General features: G+C 55.5%; 18 protein-coding genes. 13 read left to right on the top strand and 5 right to left on the bottom strand.

Annotated elements, in window-relative coordinates; all coding sequences use genetic code 11:
• Nucleotides 1–418 precede the first annotated feature (418 nt).
• Nucleotides 419–1135 carry a sugar transferase gene (locus ACR0EL_RS08110; RefSeq protein ID WP_480499299.1) on the top strand — a complete coding sequence of 239 codons (717 nt, stop codon included), beginning with the start codon at nt 419–421 and terminating at the stop codon, nt 1133–1135.
• Between the two features lie 70 nt (nt 1136–1205).
• Nucleotides 1206–2549: a glycosyltransferase family 2 protein gene (locus ACR0EL_RS08115; protein WP_480499300.1), complete on the top strand. Its 1344-nt coding sequence runs from the start codon at nt 1206–1208 to the stop codon at nt 2547–2549.
• Here the strand turns inward: ACR0EL_RS08115 and ACR0EL_RS08120 are convergent.
• The 3 genes from ACR0EL_RS08120 to ACR0EL_RS08130 form a co-directional block, all read right to left on the bottom strand.
• Entirely contained in the window at nt 2508–3515 is a 1008-nt protein-coding gene (locus ACR0EL_RS08120; protein WP_480499301.1) for a glycosyltransferase family 2 protein, read from the bottom strand. The genes ACR0EL_RS08115 and ACR0EL_RS08120 overlap by 42 nt on opposite strands.
• A 180-nt stretch (nt 3516–3695) precedes the next feature.
• The gene (locus ACR0EL_RS08125; RefSeq protein ID WP_480499302.1) at nt 3696–3944 is read right to left on the bottom strand and encodes a hypothetical protein; all 249 of its coding nucleotides are present in this window, start codon (nt 3942–3944) and stop codon (nt 3696–3698) included.
• 208 nt (nt 3945–4152) lie between these two features.
• A complete protein-coding gene (locus ACR0EL_RS08130) occupies nt 4153–7338 on the bottom strand; it encodes a glycosyltransferase (RefSeq protein ID WP_480499303.1) in 3186 nt (1061 codons plus the stop codon).
• 359 nt (nt 7339–7697) lie between these two features.
• On the opposite strand from ACR0EL_RS08130, the gene ACR0EL_RS08135 reads away from it, so the two are divergent.
• From ACR0EL_RS08135 to ACR0EL_RS08185, 11 genes are all read left to right on the top strand, one after another.
• Nucleotides 7698–9218, top strand: a complete 1521-nt coding sequence (locus ACR0EL_RS08135) for a lipopolysaccharide biosynthesis protein (protein WP_480499304.1) — start codon at nt 7698–7700, stop codon at nt 9216–9218.
• A 67-nt stretch (nt 9219–9285) separates the two neighbouring features.
• Complete coding sequence (locus ACR0EL_RS08140; RefSeq protein ID WP_480499306.1) at nt 9286–9993, top strand: sulfotransferase family 2 domain-containing protein; 708 nt, start codon at nt 9286–9288, stop codon at nt 9991–9993.
• A gap of 58 nt (nt 9994–10051) precedes the next feature.
• A complete protein-coding gene (locus ACR0EL_RS08145) occupies nt 10052–11140 on the top strand; it encodes a glycosyltransferase (RefSeq protein ID WP_480499308.1) in 1089 nt (362 codons plus the stop codon).
• A gap of 33 nt (nt 11141–11173) precedes the next feature.
• On the top strand, nt 11174–12376 hold the full coding sequence (locus tag ACR0EL_RS08150; protein ID WP_480499309.1) for a glycosyltransferase: 1203 nt from the start codon (nt 11174–11176) through the stop codon (nt 12374–12376).
• A gap of 29 nt (nt 12377–12405) precedes the next feature.
• Entirely contained in the window at nt 12406–13347 is a 942-nt protein-coding gene (locus tag ACR0EL_RS08155; RefSeq protein WP_480499311.1) for a sulfotransferase family protein, read from the top strand.
• Nucleotides 13348–13906: 559 nt separating this feature from the next.
• A complete protein-coding gene (locus ACR0EL_RS08160; protein WP_480499312.1) occupies nt 13907–15535 on the top strand; it encodes a peptide ABC transporter substrate-binding protein in 1629 nt (542 codons plus the stop codon).
• A gap of 64 nt (nt 15536–15599) precedes the next feature.
• Nucleotides 15600–16523: an oligopeptide ABC transporter permease OppB gene (gene oppB, locus ACR0EL_RS08165; RefSeq protein ID WP_155148402.1), complete on the top strand. Its 924-nt coding sequence runs from the start codon at nt 15600–15602 to the stop codon at nt 16521–16523.
• 10 nt (nt 16524–16533) lie between these two features.
• Nucleotides 16534–17463, top strand: coding sequence for an ABC transporter permease subunit (locus ACR0EL_RS08170; RefSeq protein ID WP_155148404.1), 930 nt, complete (start codon nt 16534–16536; stop codon nt 17461–17463).
• A gap of 1 nt (nt 17464) precedes the next feature.
• Nucleotides 17465–19270, top strand: a complete 1806-nt coding sequence (locus ACR0EL_RS08175) for an ABC transporter ATP-binding protein (RefSeq protein ID WP_480499313.1) — start codon at nt 17465–17467, stop codon at nt 19268–19270.
• Nucleotides 19271–19310: 40 nt separating this feature from the next.
• Nucleotides 19311–19607, top strand: a complete 297-nt coding sequence (locus ACR0EL_RS08180; RefSeq protein ID WP_480499314.1) for an ArsR/SmtB family transcription factor — start codon at nt 19311–19313, stop codon at nt 19605–19607.
• 231 nt (nt 19608–19838) lie between these two features.
• Nucleotides 19839–20102 carry a hypothetical protein gene (locus ACR0EL_RS08185; protein WP_480499315.1) on the top strand — a complete coding sequence of 88 codons (264 nt, stop codon included), beginning with the start codon at nt 19839–19841 and terminating at the stop codon, nt 20100–20102.
• A 218-nt stretch (nt 20103–20320) separates the two neighbouring features.
• Here ACR0EL_RS08185 and ACR0EL_RS08190 read toward each other — a convergent pair whose 3' ends face one another.
• The gene (locus tag ACR0EL_RS08190) at nt 20321–20917 is read right to left on the bottom strand and encodes a LysE family translocator (RefSeq protein ID WP_480499316.1); all 597 of its coding nucleotides are present in this window, start codon (nt 20915–20917) and stop codon (nt 20321–20323) included.
• Between the two features lie 12 nt (nt 20918–20929).
• The gene (locus tag ACR0EL_RS08195; protein ID WP_353013790.1) at nt 20930–21328 is read right to left on the bottom strand and encodes a RidA family protein; all 399 of its coding nucleotides are present in this window, start codon (nt 21326–21328) and stop codon (nt 20930–20932) included.
• Nucleotides 21329–21349: the final 21 nt, after the last annotated feature.

Genomic DNA, 21349 nt, shown 5'->3' on the forward strand with positions numbered 1-21349 from the left:
TTCATGAATTTACTGCTCTTTGCTTGCTTTGAGCACTCTCGCATAGCGTGAGTCAGATTCGCGCATCCCGATTGTATCGGAACACGAAAAGTTCTGTAGCTGCCTTGAATTCAGGCAGCTCGCACAGCCGAAGTCAAAAGATACTCGGCAACCGTGTCTATATGTGCGGATTCCACGTTAACGACCCGTTATCCATAGGCAATGCTTCGCTCGCACGGATAATCGAGTTTGCAATTGCAGCAATTGTCATACCCTTCTTATCTACAGATGCGAGAAGGGGCTTTGTAATGAGGACAGCCTGGTAGAGATCACTTTCGCCTGCATCGGGTGATGCGTGTTGGCGATCGTCTTTTCAATTTAAGGGGGCATCGGCGCTGATTTGCAGCGTTACGCAACTGGGAAATGAGGATGTGATGTGATGAAACCATTAGAGACAGAACCGGCTCCTGCTGAGAGTATTATGGTGTCAGCGCTAGGCCCGGCACAGGCAATATGGATCCGTCCGAAGCCACATAACGCCCCTGTTGGCGGGTTGGCAAAACGCGCACTCGACGTCACGGTTGCATTGACCATGCTGGTCATGTTCTCGCCGCTGATGGTTGGACTGGCTTTGCTGGTATTCACAACCTCGCCAGGTCCTATCCTGTATCATCATTGTCGCGTCGGGTATCGCAAACGGTCATTTGGCTGCCTAAAGTTTCGGACAATGGTGGTGAATAGCGACGAGATCCTTCAACAACATCTGGAGAACAGCCCCGAGGCGCGGCTGGAGTGGGAGCAGACCCAGAAGCTGCGTGATGACCCGCGTGTCACGTCGGTCGGTCATGTTTTGCGGAAGCTCAGTCTTGATGAGCTGCCGCAGTTGATCAACGTTCTGCGTGGTGAGATGAGCCTTGTTGGTCCCCGCCCGGTTTTGTTTGATGAACTGCGCCGCTATGGCCCTTCGAGCCGCCACTATCTGCGAGCGCGCCCGGGCATTACAGGTTTGTGGCAGGTTAGTGGTCGCAACAACACGACCTACAAACGCCGCGTTGCCTATGACCGTGCTTATGTCACCAATGTAAACACCGCTACGGACATCGCCATCCTTGTGCAAACACTGCCAGCGGCGCTGCGGTCGGATGAAACGGCGTAATCCTCGCGGGTTTATGTACCGGTGCGCCGCTGTTCTGTGCGTTCTCTGAACCCACCGGGGCAATGCGTACATGAAAGCAGAACCCTCACCCCTGATTGCCGATGGTCCTGCGGAGGCCGAGATGGCCGGGCCATTGGTTTCGGTAATCATGTCGAATTACAACGGCTCCGCCTATCTAGCTGCAGCGGTGCTATCGGTTCTGAATCAATCATATTCCACTCTGGAGCTGATTGTTGTCGATGATGCCTCAATCGACGACAGTGTGGCGGTATTGCAAATACTGGCAGCCTCAGACAGCCGGCTTACAATCATTGCATTACCGAACAATTTAGGGCCTGCGGGAGCCAGAAACCGTGCGTTGGAGGCCGCAAATGGCGATTGGATTGCCATCATGGATGCGGATGATGTGATCCATCCCAAGCGGATTGCTCGCCTGCTGTCCGCCGCTTCGCAGCTAAAAGCCGATATGATCGCCGATGATCTGCTGAGCTTTGGATCGGCGAATGTTGCGGGTCAGACCTTGCTTGGAAAAGCTGCGACGGATGCCGCTAAACGCATCACCGCCGTCGATTTGGTCAAAAGTGACACAGCCAGTTCAGGGCTGGCATCGCTGGGTTATCTTAAACCAATGATCCACCGCGATGCCTTGCGTGCGCTGCGCTACGACGAAACGCTTCGGATCGGAGAGGACTTTGATCTATATTGCCGCCTGCTGATCGGCGGGGCCACGTTCTGGGTAACACCCGAGCCAACCTATCTCTATCGACGGCATTCGGAGTCTGTGTCACACCGTCTGTCCGTGCCTGCGCTAGAGAACTTGATTGCAGCTCACGACTCGGCAGCGACGCTGTCGAAATCGATGGGCGATGAAGGCTTGTACGCAGCGCTTGCAACTCGGCGACAACGTCTTATACGCACCTTACACTATCAGCATCTGGTGGTTGCGATTACTACGCGCGATACACTAAGCGCGTGCCGCCAACTGCTGCGGCGCCCCAAGCTTTTGATGGATCTGGTGGCCAGTCTGGCAGACCGTTGGAACCGCCGCCGACACGCCGCGTCGGATCGACATATCTCGGAACCTAGAACCGTTGTGCTTGCCTTGTCCGAGCAGATTTCGTCTGCTGATGCGCCTGAGGATGCGGTACGCGTATCGGTCGAATCTTGGTCTCCATCTAACCAGTCAAACCGATATGCAATGGTGTGCCACCTGACAGAATTGGCCGCACAGGGCCCGGTCCACATTATCGCAATAGGTTTGGAAGGTTTGGACGGGTTGGGCTACGTGCCTGACTGGAACTCAGCGCGGATAATTCTTACCGCAGAAGAAGCGAAGGCCGCTAGCATTCCCTCAAACGCGATGCTGGAGATCTTAGAATCCCGAGATGGGAACAGCTCTGTCAGGGTTCAATAGCAATCGCGCACCGGTCTCAGGGGCAGCCTCATCTGCCATTTTACTGAGCCCAAGTTTATCTCTTGCGATTTGGTGTATGACGGGCCAGACCCTGTCGCGCGCGTCCAGAAGATATTGGATTGCAACCCCCGAACCCTGTGTGCGGCGCAGATCAAGAAAAACCCTGTGATCATGCTTGTGGCGAACGTCCTTTAGATGCGCCTGCATTGCGCCGGTCAGATCAGGTGCGTGAGGTCCCATACGCAAATGCGCCTCAAGCGCTTTCTGGAATTGTTCCAGCTCTTGAGCGCCATGCTGTGCGCTCAACGAATTTGACCGCACAACTGCGGCATATCCCGGCCTGTGCGTAAGCTTCATTAGTGCCCCGGCGAGCAACATTCGTACATAAAGATCATAGTCTTCGCCCAGCCTGAGCGCTGGATCATAGCGCAAGTTATGTTTGACTAGAAATTCGCGCGAAAGAATGGGTTTCAAAAACCCCAACTCTCCTCGCGATACACCCGGCCTGCGTAAGTTGCCGAGCACGAAATCGACGGTTCCAAGCGAAGAAAACTCGGGCGCGATTTCCGACCAATCCTGAGTTGTTGCTGCGTCCAAATGGGCGGGCGCGACAAATGCTATGTTGTCAGCGATCACCTCGCAGTTTGCTACTGACGACAAGCGTCTCAACCGCCCCGGCAAGAATACGTCGTCCGAATCTAGAATAGCCACGAAATCGGAAATGGCGACCTCTAAGGCTCGATTGCGCGCGGCCGCAGGTCCTTGGTTTTTGTCCTGACAGATGAGCCGAACACGCGGGTCTTGTTGAGCTTCGGCAGCGGCGATGGCTACGGTTTCGTCTTTAGAGGCATCATCCACCACGATCACTTCCGCCGTTTCCTGCTCGGCAAGTGCAGATCGGATCGCCCGAGACAGCGTGTCTTGTGCGTTGTAGGCGGCGATGATGACGGTAACGCTGGGGCGCATCGAGACTGGACCGGTTTGAGCAAAGCCGAAAGGCACCGACGACGGGTTCTTTGATGCAAAAATCGTATGCGATCTGCCGTTTGTGTCCAAGCGCCTTTGAAGTTTGCGCTGGTGTCTCGGCAGTCGACCGCTCGCATTGCTATAGTTTTGAGCGTTTACCTACAAAGAGCGATTTTGGCATCACGCATCAGTCTCTTGAGCAACTTGAGTCGATGGGGTGGCTGGCGTTTTGCCGTCTTTGTCCTGACGTTTGCGCTTCTGGTTTGCCGCTAGCAAAGCAACAACCGCTACATATGCCAGTTGCAAAACAACCGCTACGGCAATGACAAATAGGATGAGCTTTCCGGTGCTGAAGCCAGCGGCCATACCAATTGCTGCCGCTACAGCAACAGAGAAAAAGAAACCCGCTATGAAGATCGGCAATCGCATCGTTTTCACCAGCAAAACGGACGCAGATCGAAGTTCAATTCGCCCATTGTTCGACAAAGCCTACAGCAAAAGTCCGCGACCCTGCTACAGTGTTTTGCTCAGGATCGTCGCTTGTTGCCTGACGTAGCATTCTATTCTGGACGTCAATTGAGCAAAATCGAGGAAATTTCTAGATGCTTGTCCACGGGATTCTCGGCGGGAATCCAGGTCAGATTCCAGTTACGCGACGCTTGCTCGAGGATGATCCGTATATTGCGACTTCGCGAAAGCCGATCAGTGACGCAATTGTGCCCATGTGCAACGCACCCCGCAGGAGGTTGGCGTTGCGGCGAGCAGCGACCGGGATGGTTACTAGCGCCAGCCCCATACAATAGACCACTTTTGCAAAAGCGAGCGGCAGCATGGCAAAACGCCCGTGGGTTCCGTTGTCTTGACGCAGGAGGTTCCCATGGGTTTGTCCCATCCGAAACCGGCGCTTCAGCAGCCATGAAATTGTTGCCCGCTCAGGGGTAACCGGTTCATCCAACCACGCAGTTGGCGCAAACGCGATTTGCGCGCCGTCCTGCATCGCCGCCCTGAAAAAGGCCGTATCCTCGCCACCAGATACTCCACGCTCAAGATCGAAACGGCGTCCTGTGAGCGCATCGCTCGCCAGATTCATGATCACATTGCAACTGTGCCCGGCGATGGGTCGTCCGTCTGCGTCTGTTTCAGGTTGCGTGTCATGGATACTGAGATGCTGCATCCAGCGCGGCGCATCAGTCGGATAAATGGCTCTTACCGGTCCGACGACGACATCCGCATCCGCGTCTGTCAGCCGGGTGATAAGCGTGTTGAGCCACTCGGGTGGTGCGATCTCGTCATCATCAATGAATGCGAAGACACTTAATTCGCGTCGCTCGGCCTCTTCCAATGCTGCGTTTCGGGCAATCGAGATGTTACCGGAGGGGGCGAAGCGATAGATTACGTTGTGCTGCGACCCAGAGGCGAAGCTCTCGACCATGTCACGCGCCGTGGGAGTATCGTCATTGTCGACGACAATGATCGATAGGCGGGTTCCGCATGGCAGTACCTGGCCTTCCAATGAACGCAAAGTCCCGAGCAGTTCCGGTCGCCGATGAGTGCAGACCCCGACGGCGACATGGTCGATTAAGACTGGTGCGGTCTCTGGGGGGTGAGCCAGCGCGAGGCGAGAATGCGATGCTGGTGGGCGCAGAAGAACCTGCCGCCAGAACCCGATCGACCATCCCAGATGCATCGTGGCAGCAATTGGCGCAGCCGCAAGCGCCAAAGGATCGCGACGATTAACCGCCAGAGCGGCTCCACCGATCAGACATGCAAGCCCCCATAGAGCAGCCGGAAGTGTAAAGAACATTCCAAACGAGGCCAGCGCCGCCATTGCGACCGCAGGAGCGACCAATATCATGAGAAGTTGACGAGGGCGCGGCCTTAGCTTGTGCTTTAGAACTGTGCGCGCTCGTCCTCGGCCGAAATTTAGATATTGCCGGAAGAGCGACGCAAGAGACTGGCGCGGAAAATAGGTTAACTTCGTGCGGGATGTCAGCCAGATGCGATGCCCTGCCTGCGTCAGCCGCAAGTCCAGTTCTGCATCTTCGTTATGCGAAAAGCTCTCATCATATCCACCCACTGACCGGAACGCATCCAGCCGCATCAGGGCGTGATGCCCGTGATCGACAAACCGTCCCGTTCCGGTGAGACGATGGGCCGATCCACCATTGCCCAGCCGAGTGTTCTGCGTGAGTGCGATGATGCGCTGCTTTGGGGTCGTGCCAACCGCGTTCATGGAAACAACGACGCTTGCCACGCCAGTTTTCTCAGCCTCTTTAAGCAGCACATCGGTAAAATCGTCAGGATAGCTGGAATGGGCATCCAGACGCAGCAACCAATCCATCCCATCTCCAAACCGGGCGCAGGCGGCGTTGATCGCTGCGCTTTGGATGCGGGCAGGATTGTTCAGTAGGCGGATGTCGAATTGCGGCAATGCGGCGATTCGATCCCGAACGATGTCCAGCGTGTCATCTGTTGATCCACCATCGGCAATCACAAGACGCACCAGCGCACCACAACGCAGCCTGCGTTGCATAAAACCGGCCAATCCATCGATGACAGCTGCGATATGCGCGGCTTCGTTCAGTGTCGGCACAACGATCAGAACCGCGTCCTGTGACGTATTAACACGTTGCTCGGCTTTTTTGCCTGCTATTGCGTCTACAAGGTCGCGGGCCTCTTGATCGGTTGTCCTCCAAGTACTGAGGGGTGCGGTGTGTTGGGCTTGGCGCAGATGTTCGAGAGTTTCGGACGACAGTTTATCCATCATATCGATGACCGCGTCGTTATCTGCTTGATCCAGGATCAGCCCCAGTTCCAGTTCGTTCAGACGTCGCGCAGTTTCGGTCCCGGCCAAGGCAATCGGCGGGACTTGATTGATCCCGCTTTCATACAGACGGTTTGGCAAAAGCCAGTCGGAATTGCTTCCGGTATCATATCGGTCGATCAACCATGCAAGATCGACTCCGCTATAAATGCGCGCCAGATCGTCCGGATACACATAGGATCCTTCGAACTGCAAGTCCGGGTTGGCCTCCACGATCCGGTGAAAATCGGGTAGAGCGTCAAGGGCCGGGCGTCCGCGCAAAATGACCTGATAGCGGCCCGGCCGCGCCCGTGTCAGCGCATCGAGACTGTGCAGCGAGAAAGGACACCTGAGTATCCCGAACCAGCCGATGCGCAACGGCGCGTCCTTACATTTGTACTCGCTGGGCTTGGGTATTGGGGAAGCAGCATTGACCGCTTTGTTTTCAACTAGAAAGACCGGTGCTTGGCACTGCTCATAGGCCTCGAAATGGGCACGTAGGAAGGCCGGAGACGATACGATCAGGCCATCGACTCCTCGGCACAGGCGTCGCTCGATCCAGCGCATCGCCCGCGCAGGTTTCGAAGGGCCAACCATCAGGCGGTGAATATCGAGGACCTCGTAGATAAGCGCAACGGGCCGACCCTTCGAAAGGCTACGACGCAACGGGACGGCCAATGCCAACATCTCGAGGTTGCGGCACAAAATAGTGTCGGGATGCGGGATGTCCGAAAACGATGCCTTCAAGCGCATGCGTTGTTGCAGCACAGACAGCACGCGTTGCAGCATTCTGGCGTTGTAGGTTTGGCCCAGAACCAGAGCGTTCTCGGGCAAAGGACCGGTGCGGCGACGAAACCCGGCAACCGTGACCTCCGCGCCGCCCAGACGCAGCATGTCAACACGACGCCAGATCGCGGCGTCATCCAGATCATGGGCCAGATAAAGGATACGTCTCTGCTCGTCGGGGTTCCTGCAACCCGCAGAAAAATTATCATGATTCTTGTAGCTCTGAGTCGTCATCGGTCGATCATCCCACCACGGATGCAGCTATGGGTTGTAGCTAGACTCGCGCTTCGGTGATTGTCAAAGCCGGAGCCAACAGCGGGCGAAACAGAGCCGATGTCTGAGCTGGAATGAGCAGGAAAACGTCGATGTGCGGATTCTTGCGGCAACAATCGAATGCAGTACTGGCTTAATACCCGGATGTCCGCTTTCAGTCTTGCGCGTGGAAAGTAAGCGGGTTTGCCACTTTGTCGGGCACCCGTATGGCGGGAATTTGCTGAAAAGGATGCTGCACCTGCAAAGGATGGGCGAGTCACATCCCGCTGTGCTTAGGTCGCCCCAACGCACGACGTCGAATTGTCGGAAAGAACCTCGCAATGGCTCAACGTGGACTTCATGAGGCAGTAAAGACTGTTGCTCATGACAGTTACAAAGGTACCGTGCTGCAGGGCAGCTTTTACACCGGGCTCAGCCAGGGTGTGACGGTCGGCTGCCAGATTGCTTCTGTCCTCATTCTGTCGCGTCTGCTGGTGCCTGCCGACTTTGGCCGTATCGCGATGATCGGTCCGGTTATCGCGTTCCTGTCGATGTTCAAGGAAATGGGTCTGCTGCAAGCCGTTATTCAGAAAAAGTCGCTGACATACGGTCAGCTCAATTCGCTGTTCTGGATCAATATGGGCGTGAGCGCTGTCCTGACGATTTTCCTGATCCTGATGGCACCGTTGATCGCACAATTCTACAATGAACCAGACCTGATCTGGCTGATCCGAGCGATGGCGCTTGGCATGATGCTGACCGCCCTTGGGGCGCAGCATTTTGCGCTGCTGAACCGCCGGATGATGTTTGGACGGATCGCAATAAACAGCGGAATGGTTGCGCTGGCCACCCTTGCAACATCGATCCTGTGGGCGCTTGTGTCGCCCTCACCCTGGGCCTTGGTTGCGGGTACGTTAGTGGGCGGAATTGTTGGGTCTGTGATGGTTTGGGTCTGGGTGACCTGGCGCCCTTCGCGGCCCGGCTTAGCGCCGGGAACAGCCGATTTGCTGGGGTTTGGTGCCGGGATCACAGGTTTCAAACTGGCAAATTTTCTGTCGCGCAATCTGGATAGTATTCTGATCGGTCGGGTCTGGGGCAGCGCGCAGCTTGGGTTTTATGACCGCGCCTACAAGCTGATCCTGTTCCCGCTGAACCGGGTGGCTCAGCCTCTGTCGCAGGTTATGGTGCCTGTCCTTTCGCGTATGCAGGATGAGCCCGAGCGCTATGCCCGTGCATTTTTTCGTGTCTTCGGGTTAATGCAGCTCGCGATCCTGCCCGGCGTCGCCGCGATGACCGGTATGGCAGAGACGGCGGTTCCCTTTCTGTTGGGCGCGCAATGGGCCAACAGCGCGCCAATTTTTGCGGCTTTGGGAATCGCTGCCCTGGCTCAACCGCTCGCTAATCCGACGGGCTGGCTGTTTGTCAGTCAGGGGCGTACGAGCGAGATGGCATTTTGGGGCCTCGCGTCAGCCGTGGTGACCTGCGGGGCCGTTCTGTGGGGTGTGCAATACGGTGTAAGGGAAGTTGCAGTGGCTTATGCCGCCGTCACGGTCCTGAAGCTGTTTCCGCTTTGGGCTCTTGTCAGTCGAAAAGGACCGATTGGTCGAGACAGCCTTAGCAAGCATATCCTGCCAGTTTTTTGCTCCGGGCTTGCCGCCTACGCAGTCATTTGGGGCAGCCACTCGGGGCTGCCCGATACTGCGTCGCTGAAACTGCTGATGGGGACTACGCTGAGCTATTTGGTTTTTGTGGTTGTTTTGACGTTCAGCTCCTACGGGCGCGAGATTCTGGTCGAGGTGAAGCAGCTGCTCATCCAGGCGGCAAGAACCCTCCGTCGGCCCAGATCGGGAAAGCACGCCTGATGCGAATAGGAGCTCCATATCTCGTCGAACAGCGTGCCACTCACCGTTGGATGGCGGGGGAACTGCGTTGACTTATCTAGAACAGATCGGAACCCGGATCAGCTGGCAGGTCGCGCCCGGTCGGATGATTGCGCGGTCTCATCCCAAACCTGATCCAAACCTTGATGACGTCTATATGAAACGCGGGCTGATTCTGATTCATATTCCCAAGAACGCGGGCACCTCGGTCGAGGACGCTATCTATGGCTATCACGTTCGTCACCGCACATGGCGCGAGGTTCAGGCGCTTTGTCCGCGCGCCTGGCAATCTCTTCCCAAGATCGCGATATTACGTGATCCGGTGGATCGGTTCCTATCGGCATTCGATTATCTCAAATCTGGCGGACGAAACGAGCAGGACAGACGATTCGGTGCGCGTATGATCGGGGATCGCTCAATTGACGCGTTCCTGGACCGGTTCTGCAACAATCCATCGTTTCGGGCTACCTCCATGCGGTATTTTCACTTCCGGCCCCAAAGCGAATTCATCTGTGACGGCGATGTCATCGAGGTAGATCACTTGATCCCGTTTCACAGGATAGCGCAGGGGCTGGAGAAATTTGCTGGTGTGGCCCCCAGTGCCCTTAAACATGCCAATAAAACAATCGGGCGGCGCTCGGAGCTGCCGCAATCGGCGGCCGATCATCTGCGCAGTATTTATGCGCAGGACGCCGCCCTGTTCACACAAACCTGCCAAATGTGGAGGGCGGAGTCATGCCAAGAAACCCGCACATGAGTTTTCCTCAGACGTCACTGCGCACGCTGTTTTCATGCGAATTTGGAAGGTTTTGACGATGCGAATTCTGTTTGCTGGCGGGAATAGCTGGTTGCCCGAAGCCAGCGGTGGAACCCAGAACAGCACCGATCACCTAATCCGACAGAGTATCGCACAGGGCCACGAATGCGCAGTCTATTGCGGCTTTTCCGGGCGCGGAGTTTTCGGCTTTCGAATGCGCGTGCAACGCAAGATGACAGGCCGACCGTTCAGTATCGACCAAAGGCAAGGTTATGAGGTGATGCGTACGTGGGAGCCGACCGATCCGCATCGGATCGCCGCAGCTGTCCAGCATTTCCGGCCCGATGTCGTTGTGATCCAGACACGCCATTCGGCCCATCTTGGGCATGAGTTCGCAAAGTTGGGTCTGCCCGTCGTGCTCTATCTGCGCAATGTCGAATTCAATGAGAATGAAGGCGATGTCAGCGCTATTCCGGGCGCTAGCTTCATCGCTAATTCTAACTTTACGGCCGGAGCCTATCGCGACGCTTATGGTATCGACTGCACAGTTATAACTCCGACTATAAACTTTGAAGAATACAGCTGCGATTCGACAAAAGAGTTTGCGACACTGATCAACATTCACCCCAAAAAAGGATATGAGGTGGCTCGCGACGTTGCGCGCGCCTGTCCCGACATTCCGTTCTTGTTTGTCGAGGCCTGGACCTTGTGGGACGGGCTTTTCAAACAGATTATGGCCGAGATCGCCGAGTTGCCGAATGTAACTTACATGAGCCGGACCTCGGATATGTCGAGGGTCTACGGCCGCACAAAGGTCCTGTTGGCCCCAAGCCAGTGGGAAGAAGCCTGGGGCCGCGTAGCGTCCGAGGCCCATTGTAGTGGTATCCCTGTTGTCGGCTCGGACAGGGGTGGGCTGGGTCAGGCTATTGGACCTGGCGGTATTGTCCTGCCCCATGATGCACCGACCGAAGACTGGGTCGCTGCGCTGCGCAGACTCTGGTTTGATGACACCGCTTATGCCGATCTGTCCGAAAAAGCGTTGGCCTACGCTCAACGGCCCGAGCTGAACTTCCATCGCCAGCATGATACTTTTATTTCGGTGCTCAAGCGCGCAGTTTCTAAGCAAGATGCCAGCGTTCCAGCCTGATATGCGGATTTCGATCACCCAAGGAAGCGGGCTATGAAGATCTGCTTTTGTGTCTCTAGCTTTCCGGTTCTGTCGCAAACCTTTGTGACCTCGCAGGTGCTTCATGCCTTGCGGCACGGGCACGAGGTGATCGTCGCGTGCAAGACGGTCGGCACGGACGTTGCTCTTTCAGAGGAACAGGAAAGCTTGCTTGGCAATGTGAAGACGATCATCTGGCCACGCGAACAGCCACGTATCCTGAAGGTTCTACCGAGTTCGTGGTCTCGCCGGATCGCCGCACAGCTGGACCGAGCTGCGTGGCGACGTCAGATCGATGCCGATGTTGTTGTTGCGCATTTCGGGTTTCGGGGACGGGCGGTCGCCCGGGCACAACGTGGCTGGAAACATCGCCCCCCGCTTGTGACCGTTTTCCACGGGCGCGATGTCAGCGTTGAATACCGGCGCAACGCGTTGGCGGGTTATCGTGACCTCTTTACCGAAGGAGATCTGCAAGTCACTGTAAATGAGCAGTTTGCCCGGCAACTTGTGGAATGCGGCGCCCCGTCAGACCAAGTTGAAACCCGGCATCTCGGAATCCCGATCTCGGATTACGAATTTTGCTCTCCATCGTTTGGAACAACACTACGCTTTGTTAGCGTGTGTCGGCTGGTTGAGAAAAAGGGGCTAGAAACAGCGATCAGGGCGCTGACACTGCTGCGTCAGAGGCACCCTGAGTTGGATTGGCGTTATGACATAGGCGGCGATGGTCCCCTAATGGAGCAGCTGCGCGATCAGGTGGAAAAAACAGAGCTTGGGGATCGCATAGAGTTTTTGGGCTCGTTGCCGCACAAGGATGCGCTGTATCGGATAGCAGGTGCGGATGCTTTGTTTGTGCCGAGCCTGACGGCAAGGGATGGTGATCAGGAAGGCATCCCGGTCACATTGATGGAAGCAATGGCGTTGGGGACACCGGTTTGCACCACGTACCATTCCGGAATCCCCGAGCTAGTGACCCACGGTGAAACCGGTTTGCTGGCGGATGAGCGCGATGCAGAAGGTTTCTATAAAAACATCGTCCGTCTCGCTCAAAACCCCGATCTGACCAAAGCTCTTGCCACCGCAGCACGGGAAAAGGTGGAGAGCGAGTTCAACGAGGACCAGCAGAACATCCAGTTCCTGGATCGCTGTCAGGCTTTGCTGAAACAAGCGTCGGCAATTGGACCCAGAAGCACCCGCACCCCCATCAAGCTGTCTTAACGCCTGAACGATTGGCCATTTTGGAGTCGATGACTTTGGAAACACCGGATTTCATTATCGGAGGGGCGCCGAAATGTGGAACGACCTCATTGCATCAGGTGCTGGACCAGCACCCTGGTGTCTGGATGGCAAAGAACGAATTGTATTTTTTTGATGCCGATGATCCGATTGCGCATCGCGATTTCTTTGAAATGGATGGCGAGGATCTGGTCTGGCGTGATCCGAAGGCTCCGGCTTTGCGCGACTGGTATCAGAGCCGGTTCTCAGAAGCCCCTGACGGCTGTCTTATAGGTGAGGACACGACCACATATCTGATGTCTGATGTCGCTGCCTTTCGTATCGGGGCGGCGGACCCCGCGGTGAAGGCTATTTTCATGCTGCGCGATCCGGTTGAACGCGCGTTTTCCCAATATTGGCATCTGGTCCGCAGTGGGCGCACATGTCTGTCGTTCGAAAAAGCGTTGAGCGAAGAGCCTTCGATCATACTGGGATCAACCTACGCACCTGCGTTGCGCCAGTTTTTTTCAGCTCTGGGAAAGGATCGCGTTCATGTGGTTCTGTTCGAGGAGTTCAAAACCAATCAGCAAACGGCCATGGACGGCGTCGCTAGCTTTCTCGGTTTACCAAATATATCACTCGATGAGCTTGAGACCTGGCACAACAGGACAAAGTACCCGGCCCGAACAAAAACATTGCTGCATCTGAATCGCGTGGGCAGGGTTCTGGTTCGGTACCGTTACGCCCGACACTTCGGTGACGACAGCAGGTTCTTGTTTCGAGTTGCGAATAAAGCGTACTGGCACTGGTTTCGCTTTGTGGCAAAGCGGGTGCTGACTGAAGACAACCCACCATCTTCGATGCGCCCTAAAACGCGCGCGTATCTATGCCAGCATCTTTCAGATCGAAACGCCGGTCTCTCGGAACTTCTCGACGTGGAGTTAGCCAATCATTGGCCGGGATTCTGTCAATGACTCGGATCCGAGCAAGGGTAGGCAAAAGCCGACAATCCTAAACGCTATTAACGTCAGATCACGCATGTTCGTCAAATGAGCCATATAGTTCGCGACACATCCTTGTCGGTACATTCCAGCGCGCAGCGGCGTGTGGTGAAACCGACCAGCGATTCGCTTGAATTTGAGCTTTGGAACCTCCAAAAACAGGAGTTGTGGACTTAGGTTTTGCCTGCAAAAGACTCAGGGCTACACAAAAATGTCACGATGACACTGCTCCGCCTCAGAAAATTTCGGGTACCCCGTCGCTTTGGGTTTCTTTCTACCTTTGGTTGTTTAAATGACCAGCTAAGTCTTTATCACTTGCCCAAATAGTGTCACGTTCTGCAGCAGTGAAAGTCGACTTTCGCAACCACCTCACCGACTGCAATTAAGAAAGCTGCGACGCAGTGTTCCTTGCGAATTGGCAAAACCAAAATCGAATTGAACTGAGTCCCAGCGAACGTCGGACAAATCATGCTGCCGGATGCCACCCCCTTTTCAGGGTGCAATTCTGGCACCGACAAATGGGAGCAACAACATGAATAAATACATCCGAAACTCGCTGGCGGGGCTGCTGTCCTCGACCATGATCGCAGGTGCCGCCTTTGCTGCAGGCACCCATCCGGTAACCGGTGAACCGCTGGCCGACGATCAGACCTTTATCTACCGCGTTCTTGACGAGCACAGTTCGGTCGATCCGCAGGTTGTCGAAGATACCGATGGGGCCGATATCGTCCGTGACCTGTTCGAAGGTCTGATGAACCAGGACGAAAACGGCAACCTCGTTCCTGGGGTGGCGACAGACTTTACTGTCAACGATACCAAAGACGTCTACACCTTCACCCTGCGCGACAACGCCAAATGGTCAAATGGTGATCCGGTAACCGCAGGTGATTTTGTTTACGCATGGAAACGAGCGGTCGATCCCGCGCTGTCTTCTCCTTACGCGTGGTTCATGGAACTGATGTCGATTGAAAATGCAGCAGCAATCATCGCCGGTGAAAAGCCGGTTGGCGAGTTGGGCGTCAAAGCAATCGACGATCAAACGCTCGAAGTGAGACTGAGCGCGCCCCTGCCCTACTTCCCGCAGATGACCACACATTCGACCACGTTTCCGGCCCCGCGGAAGGTAATCGAGGAGTTCGGCGATGCTTGGACCAAACCCGGTAACATCGTATCGAATGGTGCTTATGTTCTGACCGAGCACCTGCCGCAGGAGCGTTCGGTTCGTGAGCGCAACGAAATGTACTGGGATAACGAGAACACCATCCTCGACAAAGTCGTTGCCCTGGTCATCAATGATGAGAACGTTGCCCTGACCCGCTATCTGGCAGGTGAACTGGACCGTACCGATGTTCCCGCAGGTCAGTTCCCGCGTCTGAGCAAAGAATATCCTGACGAAGCGATCAGCTATCCACGTCTGTGCAACTATTACTATACCTTCAACCTGTCCGAAGGTGGCCCCGAGGCGTTCAAGGATCCGAACGTCCGTCAGGCCCTGTCCCTGGCCGTTGACCGTAAGATCATCACCGAGAACATCATGGCTGGCGGTCAGCCGCAGGCCTACACTTTCGCACCCGAAGCGACCGCGGGCTTCGACGTTCCGGAGGTGGAAATGGCGTCGATGTCGCAAGCCGAGCGTGACGAACTGGCCAAAGAACTGCTGGCTGCGGCGGGCTACGGTCCTGACAACCCACTGACCTTCTCGATGGTCTACAACACCTCAGAGGCGCACAAGAAAGTCGCCGTAGCGCTGAGCCAGATGTGGAAACAGAAGCTGGGTGCCAACGTCGAACTCGCCAACATGGAGTGGAAGATCTTCCTGGAAGAGCGCGGCAACCAGAACTTCGATCTGGCACGTGGCGCATGGTGTGGCGACTACAACGAAGCATCCACCTTCCTCGATCTGCTGCAGTCGGATTCCGGCTACAACGACGGCAAGTACAACAACGCTCGCGTTGATGAGCTGCTGGCCGAAGCAAAGACAGCAGATGATGCAGCACCTCTGTACACTGAGGTCGAGCGTATCATCGCGCAAGAAACCCCTGTCATTCCGATCTATCATTATGCTGGCGTCTACATGATGGATAGCGACCTGGGGAACTGGCCGATCAATAACGTAGAGCAGAACTGGTATTCCAAGAACCTCTACAAGATCGCCGAATAATCATCCTAAATCGTGCTTTGCCCCGGAACCCTATCCGGGGCAAAGCCAATAATGGGGGCATGAAATGCTTGCCTATATCATCCGGCGATTGCTGATCGCCGTTCCAACGATCCTTTTGCTGATCGTTGCCAGTTTCTTTTTAATGCACTTCGCGCCAGGTGGACCCTTCACCTCGGAACGGCCACTGCCGCCGGCGGTTCTGGCCAATATCGAGGCGCGGTACGGGTTGGACCAGCCGCTGTGGAAGCAGCTCTGGGATTACCTGTACAACATCGTCGTGCATTTCGATTTCGGCCCGTCCTTCAAGTTTAAGGACCGCGACGTAAATGACATCATCGCGCAGGGTTTCCCGATCTCGCTGACCTACGGCTCGCTGTCGTTTCTTGTTGCTACTTTTGTCGGTGTCAGCCTTGGGATTGCTGCTGCCATCAAGCACAATAGCTGGATCGACTATTTTGCCGTTGGTCTGGGCATCGCGGCGCAGGCACTGCCGAACTTCATCATGGGTCCGATCCTGATCCTGACATTTACCCTGTGGCTGGGATGGCTGCCAGGCGGTGGCTGGAATGGCGGTCAATGGCCCTATCTGATTATGCCCGTGATTGCGCTGGCGACGTCCTACATGGGATCAATCGCCCGGATCACGCGATCGTCGATGCTGGAAGTTCTGAACTCGAACTTCATCCGCACCGCCCGCGCAAAAGGTCTGCCGACAAGAACTGTGATCTGGCGCCATGCACTGAAGCCAACTTTGCTGCCAGTCGTATCCTATCTGGGTCCGGTCTTTGTCTACGTTCTGACCGGCTCGGTCTTTGTGGACATCTACTTCTCGACCGGCGGATTGGGACAGGCCTATGTGGGATCTGCTCTGTCTCGCGACTATGCCGTGCTGCTGGGGGTTACGATCCTCTACGGCGTTCTGACCGTTTTCGTGAACCTTCTGACCGACCTGGCCTATGCCTGGTTCGATCCGAAAATCCGTTACTGAGGGGCTGGCAATGCTTGGAAAATCACAAAAAGCCGCCCATCTGGCCGAAGAAATCACCGATTACACGGTCATTCAGGGGCGATCACTCTGGCAGGACGCGCGCATGCGTTTCGTCCGCAACAAGGCCGCAATGGCGAGCGTCTTCATTCTGGGTCTGATCGTGTTGTTCACGATTATCGGGCCCTACTTTGCCGTGTGGAACAACGAGGAAATCGACTGGAACGTCATGGGTGACGTACGCGGCATGGGAATGCCGTCCATTGAAACAGGACACTACTTCGGTGTCGATGATCTTGGGCGTGACCTCTATAGCCGGGTCATTCAGGCGACGACCACATCGCTGTTGGTGGGCTTGATCGGCGCTGCGACAGCTCTGATCGTTGGCACTTGTTACGGGATTACCGCCGGATACATCGGAGGCCGCACAGACGGCGCCATGATGCGATTTGTCGACATCCTGCTGGCCATTCCGGCGACACTGGTCATCATCCTTTTGCTGGTGGTCGCAGGGCGGTCATTCTTCATGCTGTTCATTGCACTTGGTGCGGTCGGCTGGCTGACCATGGCTCGGATCGTTAGGGGACAGACCCTGACCCTGAAAAACCGCGAATTCATCGAAGCCGCCCGAGCCGCTGGTGTCAGCGAGTTCACCATCATGTATCGCCACATTCTGCCCAACCTACTGGGGGTGGTAATTGTTTACGCGTCGCTGCTGGTTCCCGAGATGATCCTGACCGAGAGTTTCATTTCGTTCCTCGGATTGGGGATTTCGGAACCTTACACATCGTTGGGCCGTCTGATCGCAGAAGGGGCCGGAACGATGGGTTATGGCACCTTGTGGCAGTTGATGTTCCCGCTCACATTCTACGTCGCAATCATCATCACGATGTTCTTCATCGGGGATGGACTTCGTGACGCTCTGGACCCGAAGGATCGCTGATATGAGTCTGTTTTCCGTAAAAGACCTGAGCGTCCAGTTCGACACACCCGATGGCGTGGTCGAGGCTGTCAAAGGCATCAGCTTTGATATCAATCCGGGTGAATGTCTGGGCATCGTGGGCGAAAGCGGGTCTGGCAAGAGCCAAACCTTCATGGCCGCGATGGGATTGCTGCCTGCGGCTGGCAAGGCCTCGGGGTCTGCCATGCTGAACGGGCAGGAAATCCTGAACCTGCCGGTCAACAAATTGAACCAGATCCGCGGCGATGATGTGGGCATGATCTTTCAGGATCCGCTGACAGCACTGACCCCGCATCTGCGGATCGGCCAGCAGATGCGCGAAGTGCTGCAGGTTCACGAAGGGCTGCAAGGCTCGGCGGCTCGTGCGCGTTGCCTGGAATGGCTGGATCGCGTGCGCATTCCTGAAGCCAAGCGGCGTCTGGACCAGTATCCCCACGAGCTATCGGGTGGTATGCGCCAGCGGGTCATGATCGCGATGTCGATGCTGTGCAATCCAAAACTGCTGATCGCTGACGAACCAACGACAGCTCTGGATGTAACCGTACAGGCGGACATTCTGGACCTGATGGTGCGCCTGCAAAAGGACGAGGGAACCGCAGTTGCTCTGATCACCCATGACATGGGTGTCGTGGCACGTATGTGTGACCGCATTCAGGTCATGCGGCTGGGTCAATTCGTCGAAGCAGGTGACACGCGCGAGGTCTTCCGTGCGCCCCAGCACGAGTATACGCGGACGCTGCTTGAGGCGATGCCCCGGATCGATTCGGGTGACGCCCCCAAAGCGCTGGACAAAATCGAAGAGCCACTGCTCAAAGTCGATGACGTCAAGGTTCACTTCCCGATCCACATCTCAGGTGGATTGTTTGGTCGCAAAGTGCCCCTGAAAGCCGTTGATGGTGTCAGCTTCGATATCCGCAAGGGCGAAACGCTGGGTGTTGTGGGTGAATCCGGTTGCGGTAAGTCCACATTGGCCCGGGCTGTCCTACAACTGATCGAACCCAGTGGTGGGAATGTAAGTTGGTTGGGTCATCCCATCGTGGGACTGAAACGCGCTGAACTGAACAAGTACCGCAAAGACTTGCAGATCGTGTTTCAAGATCCGCTGGCCAGCCTTGATCCACGCATGACCATTTCGGCCTCGATTGCTGAACCGCTGAAAACCTATCGCCCTGACCTGACCGAGCGTGAACGCAAGGACATGGTTGCCGAAATGATGGAACGGGTCGGCCTCAAGGCCAACATGATCAACCGTTACCCGCATGAGCTGTCCGGTGGGCAGAACCAACGGGTCGGCATTGCACGTGCGATGATCAACAAACCCAAGCTGATCATTTGTGACGAGGCGGTATCGGCGCTGGACGTGTCCATTCAGGCTCAGATCGTGGAGCTTTTGCGCGAACTGCAAAAGGAATTCGGCCTGTCGATGATCTTCATAAGCCACGACTTGTCTGTGGTTCGCGCAGTCTCGAACCGGATAATGGTTCTTTATCTCGGCCGGATCGTCGAGTTGGGGGATGGTGAGGTGATTTGTTCCGCGCCTATCCATCCATACACCAAATCGCTGATCTCAGCGGTGCCGATCCCGGATCCGGATGTGGAACGCAGCCGCCAGCGGCTCAAGCTGCCGGGCGAGTTGCCATCGCCCATGGACCCCAAGGCGGCGCTGCGCTTCCTGCCGAGCAGGTTGAACAGTGGTCAGACGGACTATGTTCCAAAACTCAGCGAAGTCGCGCCTGATCACTTTGTGGCAGAGCACGACACGCTGGAAGCCATTATCGGAAACACTTGAAAATATGCCCCGAAGCCGCAAACCAGCTTCGGGGCCCTTTTTGTTGCTGGCAATCAAACCTTTTGGCTCGGGTATCGGACTGAAGGGAGTGATGCAAATACGGTTCTCAGCAGACGAGCTGGATGCAAAGGCCCGGGCGGCCACGGATTTCCTGAAGACTCTGGCGCATGACCAGCGGCTATCGACTGTTTGTCTGCATATGCACGGAGCGAAAACTGTCACTGAGCTTCAGCAGGCCTTTGGTGTGCTGCAGTCAGCGACATCCCAACAAATATCTCGGTTGCGTCTATCAGGGCTGGTTTCAGGACGGCGCAAAGGCAAAAAATACATTACTTAGTGTCCGACGAAAGAGCTCGTGCGGTTGTCGCAACGTTGTACGAGTCGTTCTTTCGGGACGACGAATCGCCGGGAGAACTTACACTATTGCGTTTGACCCTGCGCAATTGTCGGATCACACCCTTAACGTGTCACAAAAACTCACAACATCTGTTATAATTGTTTTCACCTAGCACTCTTGAAGCCAAGCGATTCAGGCGACCTTAAGAGAACTTTCTGAAGAGGAACAAAAATGAAGAAACTCACTGTTGTGATGGCGTTGTTGCTGATTGCGGCTTGTGATCTGCCCAACGATCCTTCGGGCCAGAGCTCGTCGACAAGCCAGGGTCTAGACCTTCCCAGCGCTGAAGAAACCAACGACGACCTAGACAGAGAAATGGACGAGCAACAACTGCAACTCGATTGCTTCGACGGCAACCAGAAGTCATGCGATGATTTGCAGAAGCTTCGTGAGATTGATGACGTAGGCGATATCATCAAAGACGTTGCGAGCTGACTAGCCCTGAATTTTGGGTCCCGGGAACTTAGCGGGTGTTCGAGACTTCGCATGCTGCCATATCTGGTCCCACTTCCACTCTGACCATGGTTGCGGATGTTCAAGACGTTGGCCAAGGCTCCAAGAATGTCGATACGGATCGCTACACATTCGGATATGATAAGGCCTCAGCTGCGCCCACGAGAGTGTAACCTGCTGAACTTGCGAATTCGCAACCTTCATATCCAAAGCTGTAAGATCGAAATCAACAGTAGCAGCGCCATTGCACCGTTGAATATGTGCCAATGCCGGTCAGTACGCATTGAGTGTGCGATGACCCCTCCTACCAAAACCCAAAGCGACAGCGAAGCAGAAGCGCATAGCAGAAACACAGTGGCAAGAATGCTGCCAAGCAAAATGGGATCTGAGACTATATTAGAGAAAGACGAAGCGACACCCACCGCCATCGCCCAGGCCTTTGGGTTGACCAGCAACAGCGCTGCCCCGACGAGGAAACTCATGGGTTTTGTCCCGCTTAAGCGCGTGGCCGAGGGAGAACCTGCCAATCCAATTTTCAGTGCCAGCCAAACAAGGTACGCCGACCCGAATGCTCTAATAGCAGAATTCAGAAAAGGCGTTGATTGCAGCATCGCCGTCAGGCTGGTTCCGGACACGGCCACCAACAGAGCAAGTGCAATGGCGATTCCAAAAATCAAAGGCAGGCTTTGCCGATAGCCAAACCGCGCACCAGACGCTGTTGCAAGCGCTGTTGCCCCACCGGGAGAGCCCGTGGCGATCAGCGCAAAGAGTATAAGAGCCCAAATCTGATCCGGCATGTGTCATCCAGGTCAACGGGCCGCAGTTACTTCGATTTCGACGAGAAGATCTGGCGCTGCGAGGGCAGCAACGACCAGAGTCGTCACCGCCGGCGGATGTCCTTGGTTCCACCGGGCCTGACGCAGTTTGGATAGCTCGGGCAGAAAAGCTGCGTCGGTGACATAGTATACAACGCGCACAATATCGGGCGTATCCAACTCAGCGTCTTTGAGAAGTGCCTCAACATTGTCCATCGCCTGGTGGCATTGCTGTTCGAACCCCTTATGGGTTTTACCATCCGGAGCGACGCCGATTTGCCCTGACAAAAATACAAACGACCGCGGAGCAGTGATCTGGGTGCCATGCACATAAATACCCTGATACTGTTCTGGTACCGCACGCAGCGAGGCCGGAGCCAAACGTGTGATCATCTGATTTCCTTTGCGTGTTAG

The organism is Ruegeria sp. AH12 (assembly GCF_056541465.1).

Coding starts and splice junctions, on each gene's coding strand:
- ACR0EL_RS08170 (WP_155148404.1), top strand. CDS start 16,534: ATGCTTGGAAAATCACAAAAAGCCGCCCATCTGGCCGAAGAAATCACC.
- ACR0EL_RS08125 (WP_480499302.1), bottom strand. CDS start 3,944: ATGCGATTGCCGATCTTCATAGCGGGTTTCTTTTTCTCTGTTGCTGTA.
- ACR0EL_RS08175 (WP_480499313.1), top strand. CDS start 17,465: ATGAGTCTGTTTTCCGTAAAAGACCTGAGCGTCCAGTTCGACACACCC.
- oppB (WP_155148402.1), top strand. CDS start 15,600: ATGCTTGCCTATATCATCCGGCGATTGCTGATCGCCGTTCCAACGATC.
- ACR0EL_RS08120 (WP_480499301.1), bottom strand. CDS start 3,515: ATGCGCCCCAGCGTTACCGTCATCATCGCCGCCTACAACGCACAAGAC.
- ACR0EL_RS08185 (WP_480499315.1), top strand. CDS start 19,839: ATGAAGAAACTCACTGTTGTGATGGCGTTGTTGCTGATTGCGGCTTGT.
- ACR0EL_RS08110 (WP_480499299.1), top strand. CDS start 419: ATGAAACCATTAGAGACAGAACCGGCTCCTGCTGAGAGTATTATGGTG.
- ACR0EL_RS08145 (WP_480499308.1), top strand. CDS start 10,052: ATGCGAATTCTGTTTGCTGGCGGGAATAGCTGGTTGCCCGAAGCCAGC.
- ACR0EL_RS08135 (WP_480499304.1), top strand. CDS start 7,698: ATGGCTCAACGTGGACTTCATGAGGCAGTAAAGACTGTTGCTCATGAC.
- ACR0EL_RS08195 (WP_353013790.1), bottom strand. CDS start 21,328: ATGATCACACGTTTGGCTCCGGCCTCGCTGCGTGCGGTACCAGAACAG.
- ACR0EL_RS08155 (WP_480499311.1), top strand. CDS start 12,406: ATGACTTTGGAAACACCGGATTTCATTATCGGAGGGGCGCCGAAATGT.
- ACR0EL_RS08130 (WP_480499303.1), bottom strand. CDS start 7,338: ATGACGACTCAGAGCTACAAGAATCATGATAATTTTTCTGCGGGTTGC.
- ACR0EL_RS08160 (WP_480499312.1), top strand. CDS start 13,907: ATGAATAAATACATCCGAAACTCGCTGGCGGGGCTGCTGTCCTCGACC.
- ACR0EL_RS08115 (WP_480499300.1), top strand. CDS start 1,206: ATGAAAGCAGAACCCTCACCCCTGATTGCCGATGGTCCTGCGGAGGCC.
- ACR0EL_RS08150 (WP_480499309.1), top strand. CDS start 11,174: ATGAAGATCTGCTTTTGTGTCTCTAGCTTTCCGGTTCTGTCGCAAACC.
- ACR0EL_RS08190 (WP_480499316.1), bottom strand. CDS start 20,917: ATGCCGGATCAGATTTGGGCTCTTATACTCTTTGCGCTGATCGCCACG.